Below are 13,842 nucleotides of genomic sequence, written 5' to 3' on the forward strand. Positions count from 1 at the left end.
GCACCCCTGCAGCACAGTTGAAGGCCCACCGTGAATACGACCGCCCAACCCTCCTCCTCTTCCTCTCTTCCTCCTGAGCTCCTGGCGGTCTTCGGGCGCACCAACGGCTACCTCCTCACCGAGCAGACCGCCCACGACGCCGTCGACGGGCTCGCCGAGATCGCCCGCGACATCATCGGCGCCGCCGAGGGCGCGGGTGTGAGCATCATCGGTACGGACGGCACCCGGATGAGCGTCGGGGCGACGGACCCGCGCGTGCTCGAAGCCGATGACCTGCAGTACGAATTCGGGGAAGGGCCGTGCATCACGGCCTGGTCGCTGGGTCAGTCCGTCTACATCCCCGACATCCGCACCGATGACCGATTCCCGCGGTGGGCCTCGGCGGTGGAACCAATCGGTGTCCGCTCCTGCCTGAGCGTGCCCCTGCTGAACACGCCGGCAGGACTGGGGGCGATGAAGGTCTACTCGAACACCGTCGATGCCTTCACGGACGAGGACCGGCGGCTGCTGATCAACCTCGCCCGCTCCGCCGCAACCCTGCTCGGCCACATCCAGGCCAGCGACACCCCGCAGCGGATCAGCAACGACGTCAAGGCGTCCCTGGCCGAACGGGACACCATCGGCGTGGCCCGCGGCATCCTGATGGAACGCCTCGACCTGGACCGGCAGGCGGCCATGAACCACCTGATCGAGCTCGCCACCGACGCGGACACCACCATCGGCGCCATGGCCGCCAGGATCAGCGAGCGTCAGGACGGCACCAGACCCACCACCCCGGGTCAGTGATGTCCGGATACTCCCCCGAGGAGCAACGACAGCGCACGTTGCACGCCATGCACGCCAGCGGGCTCGAGCTGCAGAACGTCTGGCTCCGCTACTTCTCCCTCACCGGGAACGCTGACGAGTTCGAGATCGACGCCTACCTGAACGGACTGACCCCCCTCACCCCCCAGGACCGCAACCTCGTCTCCCACGCAGTCAACGAACTCATCACCGAAACACCCCCACCCACTGCCCCCTACAACAACGACCCCACCAACGACCCGATCGCCCCGGACGCAACAGGTGTCCTGAACATCCTCGATGAGCTGAGCGAGGACGGCGGAGGACACGGCCCGGATACCGCGGGATAGGACGAGGCGCGGGTTTTTGCTAATCTGTCCGTTTGGACACGGGTTAAGACGCCAGCCCGTGTCGAGCACGTCGAACGGCTTCCCCATGACCACCACCAACGAGCCCGCTGTACCCGTGTCCGGGGCCGTGTCCAGCGTCGAGTACTTCATCGACTGCCCCACCGGCACCGTCGAGCACTACTTCGCCGAGAACGTCTACCACTGGTCGGATGAGCTGTACCGGATCCACGGCTACGAACGCGGCGACGTCGTCCCCACCCTCGAACTCGGTATGTCCCACGTCGAGCCGGCGGACCGGGACTCCGTGCGGGCGTTCTGGACCAAGGTCACCACGGTCGGAGGACCCTCATCGGTCTACACCTCCCTGCGTGACCTCAACGGGCACACCCACAAACTCCTCATCTCGGCGGACCTGATCCTCAATGACACCGAACCCGTCGGGGTGTGGGCGCTGGTCGTCGACCTCACCCGCTCCATTCACGCCGACACCCACCGCCTCGCCAACGAAGCCGTCGCCGCGTCCGCGGCAAGCCGGGCCGTCATCGAGCAGGCCAAGGGCATCCTCATGGGACGGGCCGGCCTCAACGCCACCGAGGCCTTCGACCGGATCAGCTCCCACAGCCAGCACACCAACCGCAAAGTCGTCGTCATCTCACAGGAGATCATCGACCGGGCGGGCCTGCTCACCCAGGATCAGCCCAAGTCCGGAGATCAGGCCCTGCTGGAGCTCTTCCACGCACTCTGACCCGAACACCCCTGATGCTCCTGATGGGCGCCGATTCCGGAAGTGCTGCGCAGAATTGGGCGTCGGTCGCCGAGCGAGGCGGACGTGCTGGGAAATGCAAGGACTAGCCTGGTTGGTTCTCGGAACGAACTGCCCGCTAGGCTGGTCACGAGACCGGGGTTTAGCCACGGGCCAGGTTTCGGACAAACAGAGAACGGCCATGCACGAACTTCCCAATCCGGCCCGGACAGATCCCGTCTGCCCCGCCGTCCCGCGCCTCCGGGGCGCTCAATACCCACCCATCCGGCCAGCGGTCCGGACGAGGATCACCAGGTGACGTCCGGCGAACCCGGTGCGCGGGCGCAGCAGGCAATGGATCGCGGTCACGCACACCGGCTCGAGGAGACATTCCGCGACAATCCCGTCGACGGTCGTTTCGAACTACTCATCGGTGGCGCCCTCGCCGCTCACCTCACGTACACGGTGAGGGGAGGGCAGGTCGTCCTGACCGACGGAGTGGAACACGCCGGATTCCGAGACCAGGGAATGGACGTGACCCTGATGCGCCACATCGTGCTCGACGCCCACAGACGACGCCTGAGCCTCGTTCCGCAGTGCTCGATGGCCTTCTCATTCCTCGCGGATCACCCCGGCTGCCCTGACGCGGACTCCGACCCCGGACACTGAGCCCACCGGCGATCCCGTCCGGCACCGCGGACCGGCGCCTCCGCGTTCCCCAGCCTGCTGCGAGATCCTCGCCATGAACGGCGGGCACCGGTACGGCGTGGACCACTGGTGCACCGTGGTCAGGGGTGGGCTGAAGGAGGTGCTGTCCCTGCACTCGCCGCACGGTGTGCCCGGTTGCGTTCGGCGGGGCGGTTTCCGGCGCCGCGTGGTGAGATGCCGGCAGTGCCCTGGCCGCTGTTCTAGACGTGCTGCGGCTGCAGACTCCTCACGCCGCGGCAGAGATCCTGCGACCCTCACGCGGTTTCAGGGTCACCGGGAAGGAGAGCCGGCACGACGGCTAGTGCAGGCCGCCTGCCTGGGGGGAAGGCTGCAAGCGGGCATTCAGACTCATCGCAGCACCGAGGAGGTCCGCGGCGCCCCACCATTCCGCTGCCACGCCACCCCTGAACCGGACAAGGTGCATGGCGGTGATGGTCATCGGCTTGCCGGTGCCGGGCAGACCCAGGAACGCCCCTGTATGCGTGCCGGTCCACAGCACCCGGCCGGCAACCCTGTCGCCCTCCATCACGGTGTCACAGACGACGCCCGTCATGTCGGGGGCCGCGGCATGCATGCTGTGCATCCAGAAGATGAAGCCCGCGCGCCCTGCAGGCTGACCGGGAACAGGCATGTGGTCGATCAGATCAGCGGCGATGAGACCCTCCAGGGCCACAGCATCACGGGCGCTGACCGCATCGATGATTCCCTCGTACACTCCACGCACATCTGGACCAGCTGCCATTACGGCTCCTCGTACATCGTTCCAGGCGCTGCTCGCCGTCCACCTCCGGCCAGTGTGAGCCGGTGTCGGCGGCCAGGCAAGGACCCGCTGTCGAACCGGCGCTCCACTCGTCCCATCGTCGGTCACCCCCCCCAACATGCCGAGTGGACGTCCCGATGGCCCCCGTCCTCACCACGTGTGGACGCGGACCGGTGGACAGCTTCTCGCCGGACCCCCATCAAGATCCAGCGCACGGGATGGCGTGGTCAGCGACACCGCTTCACGACCGCAATACCCTGAAGGCATGCGCTATCCCCTGCGCCCGGCCAAGCACGGCGCCAGGCTCGTGCTCTATCTCGTGGCTACCGTGCTTGCCGGGGCCACGCAACTGGTGGCGGGATACTTCTATCTGGTCAGCGGCCTCGCCGCCCCTCTGTGGGCTGTGGGCTTGTTCCTCGTTTGGTGGCTGATCCTCACCTATGTCGGCGTGAAGCTGGCGTTACGCCAGTCCTACCGGGTGCTTCTTGTACCTGTCACGGCGATGGTCACATGGTTCGGCGCGATGTGGGTCGGCGGCACCTTCCTGGGCTGGACCGCCTGAGCGGGAGCGGATGCACACGGACCCGACCACCCGTAGACGCGCTCAACCCTTCAGCGCCGCAGTGCTCTCCCGCACCACCAGGCGCGTCGGCACCAGCTCACGTCCCGGCTCCGTCGAGTTCTCCCGCATCTGCTTCAGCACCTTGTCCACACAGCGCCGTCCCACCTCCGCGAAGTCCTGGTGCACCGTGGTCAGGGGCGGGCTGAAGGAGGTGCTGTCCGGGATGTCGTCGAAGCCCACGATCGAGACGTCCTGCGGCACGCGGATGCCCTTCTCGTGGAACGCCCGCAGCACCCCGAGCGCCATCTGGTCGTTCGCCACGAAGACCGCAGTGCAGTCCGACGCGGCAAGGGACAGCCCTGCCACGTACCCCGAGTCCGCCGACCAGTCCCCGCGCAGCAGCGGCGGCTCCTCCAGACCCCGTGCAGCCAGGGTGGAACGCCAGGCGTTCACGCGCCGCTCGGACGCGAAGGACGCCGACGGCCCGGCAACATGCCACACCGTCGGATGTCCCAGGTCCAGCAGGTGCTCCACCGCCTTCTGCGCGCCGTCGGCCTGGTCCGTGTCGATCACGCTGTACCCGTCGCTCGCATCGGAGTCGACGACCACGGCGTGCACGCCCGGCGGCAGGGACACCGTCGCGGCGTCGAGCAGATGGACCTCCATGATCACGATGATCGCGTCCACCGCCAGCTCGTTCAGCCGCGAGAAGGCGCCCCGTACACCCGCCTGCGTCGGCGCCGACACGGGGATCAGCGTGATGGCGTAATCCTCCTCGGCGGCGCGCGCGGCGATGGCCTCGAGAGTGCGGACGTTGCCGGTGGTGGAGAGCGTGAAGAGGATGACGCCGAGCGTCCGGAAACTCCCCCGCTTCAGGGCCCGCGCGGCACTGTTGGGCCGGTAGCCCAGCTCGTCCATCGCGGCGATGACCTGCTGCCGCGTCGCCTCGATGACGCCGGGGCTGCCGTTGGACACCCTCGATACCGTCTGCGCCGAGACGCCAGCCAGGCGGGCGACGTCCGACATCGAGACGCGCCGGTCCTCACGGAGGAGGTGTTGACGCGATGGGGAGGACATGTGACCATCGTAACAACAATGTTTACGTAAACATCCAGAGCTGAGCCCTGCTATGTTTACGCAAACATCATCGACTGAGTCAGAAGGATCCACCCATGACGACGGCGTCTCCCCCACCGGCCGTGCTCGGCATGCAGCCGAAGCCCGCCAAGCGAGTGCAGAAGCGCCCCCAGAAGCGCTCCTGGTCCGGCTGGCTGTTCATCGGCCCGTTCATGGCGGTCTTCGCGGTCGTCTTCCTGGCGCCGATCGCCTACTCCATCTGGCTCAGCTTCTTCCGCAACCAGCTCGTGGGCGGCAACGGCTTCGTCGGCCTCGCCAACTACAGCCAGGCCCTGCAGGATTCCCAGTTCTGGTCCTCCCTCCTCCGCGTAGTCCTCTTCCTCGCGGTGCAGGTGCCGGTCATGCTGTTGATCGCCCTGCTGGTGGCACTGGCCCTGGACAGCGGCAGGCTCTACGGGAAGTCCTTCTTCCGCATCTCGATCTTCCTGCCGTACGCGGTGCCCGCCGTTGTCGCCAGCCTCATGTGGGGCTTCATGTACGGCACGCGGTTCGGTCTGGTGGGCAACATCAACAGCGCCCTCGGCATCAGCCTGCCGAACCCGCTCTCTCCCGAGCTGATCCTCGCCTCGATCGGCAATATCGTCACCTGGGAGTTCATCGGCTACAACATGCTGATCTTCTACTCCGCGCTCAGCGTGATCCCGAAGTCCCTCTACGAGGCCGCGGAGATCGACGGCGCCAGCCAGTTCCGCCTCGTCACCGCCATCAAGCTGCCCGCCATCCGCGGGGCCATGGTGGTGGCCGCCATCTTCTCGGTGATCGGCAGCTTCCAGCTCTTCAACGAGCCCGCCATCCTGCAGAGCCTCGCGCCGAACTCCATCTCCACGTACTTCACCCCGAACCTGTACGCCTACTCGCTGAGCTTCTCCGGCCAGCAGTACAACTACTCCGCCACCGTGGCCATCATCATGGGCGTCATCACCATGGTCATCGCCTACGCCGTGCAGCTGCGCGGCATGCGGAAGGAGGGCTGACCATGAGCGTCGCCGTCGAACCCACCCGCACCCAGAAGCCGAAGCCCGCGTACGTGCGCATGAAGAGCACGCGCCGCGGCGTCGACAACCCGAAGCGCAGCGTCCTGCTGACCGTCCTCACCGGGATCGTCCTGATCTACAGCCTCATCCCGCTGGTCTGGCTGCTCATCAACTCGTCCAAGACCCAGGCCGATCTCTTCACCTCGTTCGGCCTCTGGTTCAGCGGCGACTTCGCCCTCTTCGGCAACATCGGCGACACCCTCGCCTACGACGACGGCATCTTCGGCCGCTGGTTCCTCAACACCGTGCTGTACGTGGTGGTGGGAGCCGGCGGGGCGACGTTCCTGGCCGTCCTCGGCGGGTACGCTCTTGCGAAGTTCAGCTTCCCGGGCAAGAAGGCCGTGTTCGCCGTCGTCATCGGCGCGGTGGCCGTACCCGGCACCGCCCTGGCGGTTCCCACGTTCCTCATGTTCAGCGAGATGGGCCTCACCAACACCCCGTGGTCGGTGATCATCCCGTCCCTCATCTCCCCGTTCGGCCTGTACCTGATGTGGACGTTCGCCTCCGAGGCCATCCCCACCGAGCTGCTGGAATCGGCCCGCATGGACGGCGCCGGGGAGTTCCGCACGTTCTTCCAGATCTGCCTGCCGCTGCTGGGTCCGGGCATCGTCACGGTGCTGCTGTTCACCATGGTGGCCACCTGGAACAACTACTTCCTGCCGCTGATCATGCTGAAGGACCCGGCCTGGTACCCGCTGACCCTGGGCCTGAACGCGTGGAACGCACAGGCCTCGACGGCGGGCGGCGAGGCGATCTTCAACCTCGTCATCACCGGCTCGCTCCTCACCATCCTCCCGCTGATCGCAGCGTTCCTGCTGCTGCAGCGCTACTGGCAGTCCGGCCTCAGCGCCGGCGCCGTCAAAGAGTAAAGCCCCTTCCGACAACGATGATGTGAAAAGGAACCCCATGAAGAGCAGATTCTCCCCGGCAGTGCTGCGCGGTTCGGCACTCGCCCTCGCCGCGGCCCTCGCCCTCACCGCCTGCGGTGGCGGAGGCGGGAACGACGCCGGCGGTGCGGCCCCCGAAGAGGTCAGCGCCGACGACGTCCAGGCGGCCCTCGAGGCCGGCGGCGACCTCACCGTGTGGGCGTGGGAGCCCACCCTGGAGAAGGTCGTCGAGGACTTCGAGGCCGAGCACCCGAACGTGAACATCGACCTCGTGAACGCCGGCACCGGCAACGACCAGTACACGGCGCTGCAGAACGCCATCGCGGCCGGATCGGGCGTGCCCGACGTCGCGCAGATCGAGTACTACGCCCTCCCCCAGTTCGCCCTCGCCGAATCCGTCCAGAACCTCAGCGGCTACGGCGCCGGTGACCTCGCGGACACCTTCAGCCCCGGCCCGTGGAGCTCAGTCCAGGCCAACGAGGGCATCTACGGCCTCCCCATGGACTCCGGGCCCATGGCCCTGTTCTACAACACCGAGGTCTTCGAGAAGTACGGCGTGGAGGTCCCCACCACGTGGGACGAATACGTCGAAGCGGCCCGCGCACTCCACGCGGCCGACCCCAACGTGTACATCGCCAATGACACGGGTGACGCCGGCTTCGCCACCAGCCTCATCTGGCAGGCCGGCGGCAAGCCCTACACCGTGGACGGCACCGACGTGAAGGTCGACTTCTCCGACGAGGGCTCCACGAAGTTCGCCGAGACCTGGCAGCAGCTCCTCGACGAGGACCTCCTGGCCCCCATCAGCTCCTGGAGCGACGAGTGGTACCAGGGCCTCGGCACCGGCACCATCGCCACCCTCGCCACCGGCGCCTGGATGCCCGGCAACTTCACCTCCGGCGTCCCCGCGGCCGCCGGCAAGTGGCGTGCGGCACCGCTCCCCCAGTGGGAAGAGGGCGGCACCGCGAGCGCCGAGAACGGCGGCTCCTCGCTGACCATCCCCGCAGCGAGCGAGCAGGGCGCCCTCGCGTACGCCTTCCTCGACTACGCCAACGTGGGTGACGGCGTCCAGACCAGGATCGACGGCGGCGCGTTCCCCGCGACGTCGGCCGCGCTCGAGTCCGAGGAGTTCCTCAACGCCGAGTTCGAGTACTTCGGCGGCCAGAAGGCCAACGAGATCTTCGCCGAGTCCGCGCAGAACGTCTCCGAAGGCTGGTCCTACCTTCCCTTCCAGGTCTACGCGAACAGCGTCTTCAACGACACCGTGGGCCAGGCCTACGTCTCCGACACCCCCCTCAAGGACGGGCTGAAGAGCTGGCAGGACGCGAGCATCAAGTACGGCACCGAGCAGGGCTTCACCGTCTCGGAGTAGTACCACCGAACCCGGACCGGGCGGGAGCTCGCGCGCACCCGCCCGGTTCGTTCCACTCCCCCGCTGTATCCCACCGTCGTCGCCCCCGCCCCTGTACGAGGGGCGCCCGACGACGGCGGGAGGCGCAACCGCGCCTGAACGCCTCGAGAATCACCGTCAAGGAGCACTACCGTGTCGACACCCACTCCCCACCGCTGGCTGCGCTGGCCGTCCGAGCCCGACCGAGCACGCATGGCCTTCGGCGCCGACTACAACCCCGAGCAGTGGCCGCGCGAGACGTGGGACGAGGACGTACGGCTCATGCGCGAGGCCGGCGTAAACGTGGTGTCGCTCGCGATCTTCTCCTGGGCACGCCTGCAGCCCGAACGGGACACCTGGAACTTCGCGTGGCTCGACGAGGTCATCGACCTCCTGCACGCCAACGGCATCGCCGTCGACCTCGCCACCGCGACCGCCTCCCCGCCGCCGTGGCTCGCCACCGAGCACCCCGAGATCCTCCCCGTCACGCAGGACGGCGGCACCCTGTGGCCCGGCGCCCGCCAGCACTGGCGCCCCACCAGCCCGGTCTTCCGCGAGCACGCGCTGAAGCTCGTCGCGGTGATGGCCGAGCGGTACAAGGACCACCCTGCCGTGTGCGCCTGGCACATCTCCAACGAGCTCGGCTGCCACAACATCTACGACTTCTCCGACGACGCCGCCCGCGCCTTCCGCACGTGGCTCACCGACCGCTACGGCAGCATCGACGCCCTGAACGACGCCTGGGGCACCGACTTCTGGTCCCAGCGGTACACGCGGTTCGAGCAGATCCTGCCCCCGCGCCAGGCCGCCTCGCACCCCAACCCCACGCAGCAGCTGGACTTCAAGCGCTTCTCCTCGGACGCCCTCAAGCAGTACCTGCGCGAGGAGCGCGATATCCTGCGCAGCATCACCCCGGAGATCCCCATCACCACCAACTTCATGGTCATGGGCGAGACCAAGGGCATGGACTACGCCGACTGGGCCGCCGAGCTGGACTTCGTCGCCAACGACCACTACTTCGTCCCCGGTCCGCAGGCCGTCGACGAGCTCTCCTTCTCCGCGAACCTCACCGGCAACATCGCCGGCGGCAGGCCGTGGTTCCTCATGGAGCACTCCACCAGCGCCGTGAACTGGCAGCCCGTCAACACCCCGAAGAAGTCCGGTGCGCTACGCCGCGACTCCCTCACCCACGTGGCCCACGGCGCCGATGCCGTCTGCTACTTCCAGTGGCGGCAGTCCAAGGCGGGCGCCGAGAAGTTCCACTCCGCGATGGTCCCCCACGCCGGTGAGGACAGCCCGATCTTCCGCGACGTCGTGGACCTCGGCCGCGAGCTCGGCGAGCTCTCCGCCGTCGTCGGATCGCGCCGCAGCGCGGCACCCGCCGCCATCCTCTTCGACTGGGACTCCTGGTGGGCCTCCGAGCAGGACTCCCACCCGTCCGACCGCCTGCGCTACAAGCAGGAGGCCCTGGACTGGTACTCGGCGTTCCTCGCCCTCGGCATCCGCGCCGACGTCGTCCCCTCCGCGACGGACCTGACCGGCTACGGCCTCGTCGTCGCGCCCATCCTGCACACCGTCCCCGCGGCGCTGAAGGCGCGCCTCGAGGAGTACGCGGGCGGCGGCGGGCACCTCGTCGCGACCTACTTCAGCGGTATCACGGACGAGAACGACCACATCTGGCTCGGTGGCTACCCCGGCGCCCTCGCCGACCTGCTCGGCGTGCGCATCGACGAGTTCGGCCCCCTGCTTGACGGCGAGGCCGTGCAGCTGGACAACGGCACCGTAGCGACCATGTGGGCCGACCGCGTGCACCCCCGCGCCGATGACGTCGAGGTGCTCACCCGCTACGCGAGCGGCGAGCACGGCGGTGATGCCGCCGTCACGCGCCGCGCCGTCGGGGCCGGCAGCGCCGCCTACGTGGGCGCGCACCTCGGCGCCGAGGGCATCGCACCGGTCCTCGCTGACCTCGCCGCCCGCGCCGGGATCGCCAGCGAGCTGCCCGCCGAGCTCCGGGGCGCCGTCGAGCAGGTTATCCGCACCGGCGACGACGCCGACTACGTCTTCCTCATCAACCGCACCGACGCGCCCGTGGACATCACCGGCGTAGACGGCGACACGCTCACCGGCGAGGAGTCGAAGCTGACACCCCGCTCCGTCGCCGTCCTCACGAGGAAGGTCTCAGGCACCACCGTCTCGTAGTTCAACCCCTTGCTGGAAGGAACCCGTTCAATGACGAATCGATCCAGGCGTGTCACTCAGGCCGCCGCCACGGGGGTGGCCGCCGTCCTGGCCGCCGCCTCAATGATCGGGGGTGCGGCGCAGGCCGCACCTCCGGTCCCGCCCGCACCGGCCGCGGTGCCCTACGGCGCCCTCACCCTCACGCCCGACCCCTCCTACCAGGGTGAGGAGTTCGAGGGCTGGGGCACGAGCCTCGTCTGGTTCGCGAACGCCACGGGGGACTACCCCGACGAGATCCGGAACCGCCTCGCGGAGCTGGTCTTCGGGCCCGAGGGCCTGAACCTGAACATCGCCCGCTACAACATCGGCGGCGGCAACGCCCCCGACGTGAAGGACTACCTGCGTCCCGGCGGCGCCGTCGAAGGCTGGTGGAACGCGCCCGAGGGGACCACGCGCGAGGACACCGACTGGTTCGACCCCGAGGACCCGGCCGACTGGAACCTAGAGGCGGACGCCACGCAGCGCTGGTGGATCGACCGCATCAAGCAGGACATCACGCACTGGGAGACGTTCAGCAACTCCCCGCCCTGGTTCCAGACCGTCAGCGGCTACACGTCGGGCGGGTTCAACTCAACCGCCGACCAGCTGAAGCCCGAGAGCATCTCCGACTTCAACGCCTACCTGGTGCGCGTCACCGAGGAGCTCGAGAAGGCGCACGGCATCGAGGTGGACACGCTCGATCCGTTCAACGAGCCGAACACCAACTACTGGAGCACGCAGCTCGACGCCGCCGGCGAACCGACCGGCGGTCGCCAGGAGGGCGCCCACATGGGCCCGCAGCTGCAGCAGCAGGTCCTCCGGGACCTCGCCACCCAGCTGCAGGACGCCGACACGGACGCCACTATCTCCGCGATGGACGAGACCAACCCTGGCACCTTCGCGACCAACTGGAACTCCTACCCCGAGGACGTCCGCGCCCTCGTGGACCAGCTCAACGTCCACACCTACGGCACCGGCCAGCGCACCACCGTTCGGGACATCGCCAAGGGCGAGGACAAGCCGCTGTGGATGAGCGAGGTCGAGGGCTCCTGGGGCAACGGCCAGAGCTTCACCAGCATGGAGCCGGGCCTCGGTATGGCCAAGCGCATCACCGACGACCTCCGGGAGCTCGAGCCCAGTGCCTGGGTGTTCTGGCAGCCCGTCGAGGACTACGACAACATGGCTCCCGGCGGCGAGAGCGCGGCCGGCGCCAACTGGGGCAGCATCCAGATGCCATTCGACTGCACCGATGCGGACACCCTCGACACGTGCCCCATCTACACGAACACCAAGTTCAATACGGTGCGGAACTACACGCACTACATCCAGCCGGGCGACCGCCTGGTCTCCGTGAACGACACCGACACCACCGCCGCGATCACCGGGACCGGCGCCGCCGTCGTGCACATCAACGAGTCGACCGACGCCAAGCCCGTGGTGCTGGACTTCTCGAAGTTCGGCTCCGTCGCGCAGGGCGCCACGGTGACCCCCGTGGTCAGCGACGTCGACGGCGCGCTCGTCGAGGGTGAGCCCGTCGCGATCGAGGGTGGCTCCGCCGTCCTCACCGTGCCCGCCGAGTCCGTGACCACCTTCGTGGTGGAAGGCGTCTCCGGCGTCGCCGAGGACGCCGCGGCCATCCGGGACGGCTCCGTGTACCGGCTGCAGGGTGTGCAGAGCGGCAGGTCGATCGAGACCACGGGCGGCACCGCCGTCATCAGCACGACCGACCCCGCCGACGCCGCCCAGCTCTTCCGCTTCACCAGCCTCGGCGAGGACGGCACCAACCGCGAGCGCTACTCCATCACCACGCTCGACGGCACCTCGCAGCTGGCCGACGAGGGCGGCGCCGCCGTCGTCGCCCCCACGGGTGCGAACCCGCGGGCGGAGTGGATCGCCTCGACCACCGGCGACGGCACCTACACCTTCGTCAACGCCGCCACGAACCTGCTGCTCGAGGTGGGCGGCGGATCGACGGCCGAGGGCGCACCCGTGACCCTATACCTCGCGAACTCCGGCGCCAACCAGCGCTGGACGCTCATCGACGAGACCGTCCTGTCCGTGGAGCCCGCCACGGCGTTCACCCTCCCCGGCACCGCGCCCGTGCTGCCCGGGACCGTGACGCCGGTGTTCCGCGACGGCGCCCGCGGGGCCATCCCCGTGGAGTGGAAGATCCCGAACGACAACCGCTGGAGGAAGCCCGGCACCGTGAGGGTCAAGGGCACCGCGACGGACGCCACCGGCGCGCAGTTCCCTGCGGAACTGACGGTCACGGTCGACACCCTCGTGTCCACGCAGGCCGCACGCGCCAAGGCCGTGGTCGGTGGACTCCCGGCCCTGCCGTCCACGGTGACCGCCGTGGGCAGTGAGGGCGGGACCGTCGAGCGCCCCGTCACCTGGAACACCGCTGTCAGCTACCCCGCCCCGGGCGTGTACGAGCTGTCCGGGAACGCCGATGCCGGCAACGGCACCACCCTCCCGGCGACCGTCCGCATCCAGGTCACCGAGGGCACGCCGGACAACGTGGCCGACGACGGCGGCACCACCGCGACCGCGACGTTCACCGAGCCGGGCTACGGCACGGCCGGCCTGTTCAACGGCGACACCCGCGACAAGGCCTGGTCCAACTGGCGCTCCAGCGCCAAGAACCCGGCCGACACCCTGACGGTGACCCTGCCCGAGGCGCAGCCCCTCGGCGGCGTGAAGGTGCACTTCTTCCGCGACGGCAGCACGGACAGCTACGCACAGACCGTGCAGCTGCAGGTCCAGGGCCCCGACGGCCGGTGGACGTCCTCCGGCGCACCGGTCGGCGTCCCCGCGGGCTCCCCGGCTCCCGTGGTGACCCTGCCCCTCAACGCGGTGACGGCGTCGTCCGTGCGGGTGGTCATGACGGCCCGCACGAACACGCACATGGTGGTCAGCGAGATCGAGGTGCTCGGTTACGTCCCGGCCACCTCGTCGGACGCCACGCTCCCCGGCATCAGCGTCGGCAGCACCCCGGTGGCGGGGTTCTCGCCGTCGGTCACGAGCTACTCGGCGCCGATCAGGGGCAAGACGCCCGTGGTCTCGGCCGTTCCCGCCGATCCCTACGCGACGGTGACCGTCACCCAGCCCGCCGGAGGGAACCGGACCGCCGTCATCTCGGTGACGAGCGAGGACGGCTCGGCCACGAGCGAGTACCGGGTGGACCTGACGAAGTAGCGCAGTACCTGGAAAAGCGCACAGCCACCCACTCCCGATGGAGTGGGTGGCTGTCGGTCGTCCCGGAGCGGGAC

The 13,842-nt window shown here is 68.6% G+C and carries 12 protein-coding genes and 1 pseudogene; 11 read left to right on the forward strand and 2 right to left on the reverse strand.

Translation table 11 applies throughout. The features are described from left to right. Nucleotides 1-30 precede the first annotated feature (30 nt). The 5 genes and pseudogenes from AC4D2C_RS01700 to AC4D2C_RS01720 all read left to right on the forward strand — a co-directional run. Nucleotides 31-786: a GAF and ANTAR domain-containing protein gene (locus AC4D2C_RS01700; protein WP_490911921.1), complete on the forward strand. Its 756-nt coding sequence runs from the start codon at nucleotides 31-33 to the stop codon at nucleotides 784-786. Nucleotides 787-833: 47 nt separating this feature from the next. Next, on the forward strand, nucleotides 834-1,133 hold the full coding sequence (locus AC4D2C_RS01705; RefSeq protein ID WP_490911923.1) for a hypothetical protein: 300 nt from the start codon (nucleotides 834-836) through the stop codon (nucleotides 1,131-1,133). Nucleotides 1,134-1,191: 58 nt separating this feature from the next. After that, a complete protein-coding gene (locus AC4D2C_RS01710) occupies nucleotides 1,192-1,878 on the forward strand; it encodes an ANTAR domain-containing protein (protein ID WP_490911924.1) in 687 nt (228 codons plus the stop codon). A gap of 312 nt (nucleotides 1,879-2,190) precedes the next feature. Continuing rightward, entirely contained in the window at nucleotides 2,191-2,544 is a 354-nt protein-coding gene (locus tag AC4D2C_RS01715) for a GNAT family N-acetyltransferase (RefSeq protein WP_490911926.1), read from the forward strand. A gap of 144 nt (nucleotides 2,545-2,688) precedes the next feature. Then, nucleotides 2,689-2,787, forward strand: a pseudogene (locus AC4D2C_RS01720) (SCO1664 family protein); the annotation flags it as partial. A gap of 94 nt (nucleotides 2,788-2,881) precedes the next feature. On the opposite strand, the gene AC4D2C_RS01725 reads toward AC4D2C_RS01720, so the two are convergent. Next, nucleotides 2,882-3,298, reverse strand: a complete 417-nt coding sequence (locus AC4D2C_RS01725) for an ester cyclase (RefSeq protein ID WP_490911927.1) — start codon at nucleotides 3,296-3,298, stop codon at nucleotides 2,882-2,884. Between the two features lie 310 nt (nucleotides 3,299-3,608). On the opposite strand from AC4D2C_RS01725, the gene AC4D2C_RS01730 reads away from it, so the two are divergent. Beyond that, nucleotides 3,609-3,905: a hypothetical protein gene (locus AC4D2C_RS01730; protein WP_490911929.1), complete on the forward strand. Its 297-nt coding sequence runs from the start codon at nucleotides 3,609-3,611 to the stop codon at nucleotides 3,903-3,905. Nucleotides 3,906-3,947: 42 nt separating this feature from the next. On the opposite strand, the gene AC4D2C_RS01735 is transcribed toward AC4D2C_RS01730, so the two are convergent. Beyond that, on the reverse strand, nucleotides 3,948-4,982 hold the full coding sequence (locus tag AC4D2C_RS01735; protein WP_490911931.1) for a LacI family DNA-binding transcriptional regulator: 1,035 nt from the start codon (nucleotides 4,980-4,982) through the stop codon (nucleotides 3,948-3,950). A 95-nt stretch (nucleotides 4,983-5,077) separates the two neighbouring features. Here AC4D2C_RS01735 and AC4D2C_RS01740 point away from each other — a divergent pair, with 95 nt between their 5' ends. The 5 genes from AC4D2C_RS01740 (at nucleotide 5,078) to AC4D2C_RS01760 (ending at nucleotide 13,768) form a co-directional block, all read left to right on the forward strand. Beyond that, nucleotides 5,078-6,016: a carbohydrate ABC transporter permease gene (locus AC4D2C_RS01740; RefSeq protein WP_490911933.1), complete on the forward strand. Its 939-nt coding sequence runs from the start codon at nucleotides 5,078-5,080 to the stop codon at nucleotides 6,014-6,016. Between the two features lie 2 nt (nucleotides 6,017-6,018). Next, complete coding sequence (locus AC4D2C_RS01745) at nucleotides 6,019-6,945, forward strand: carbohydrate ABC transporter permease (RefSeq protein ID WP_490904850.1); 927 nt, start codon at nucleotides 6,019-6,021, stop codon at nucleotides 6,943-6,945. A 37-nt stretch (nucleotides 6,946-6,982) separates the two neighbouring features. Further along, entirely contained in the window at nucleotides 6,983-8,335 is a 1,353-nt protein-coding gene (locus tag AC4D2C_RS01750; RefSeq protein ID WP_490911936.1) for an ABC transporter substrate-binding protein, read from the forward strand. 171 nt (nucleotides 8,336-8,506) lie between these two features. Then, nucleotides 8,507-10,552 carry a beta-galactosidase gene (locus AC4D2C_RS01755; protein ID WP_490911938.1) on the forward strand — a complete coding sequence of 682 codons (2,046 nt, stop codon included), beginning with the start codon at nucleotides 8,507-8,509 and terminating at the stop codon, nucleotides 10,550-10,552. A gap of 30 nt (nucleotides 10,553-10,582) precedes the next feature. Further along, a complete protein-coding gene (locus AC4D2C_RS01760; RefSeq protein ID WP_490911939.1) occupies nucleotides 10,583-13,768 on the forward strand; it encodes an RICIN domain-containing protein in 3,186 nt (1,061 codons plus the stop codon). Nucleotides 13,769-13,842 lie beyond the last annotated feature (74 nt).

The organism is Arthrobacter sp. TJ-240, from assembly GCF_058269195.1.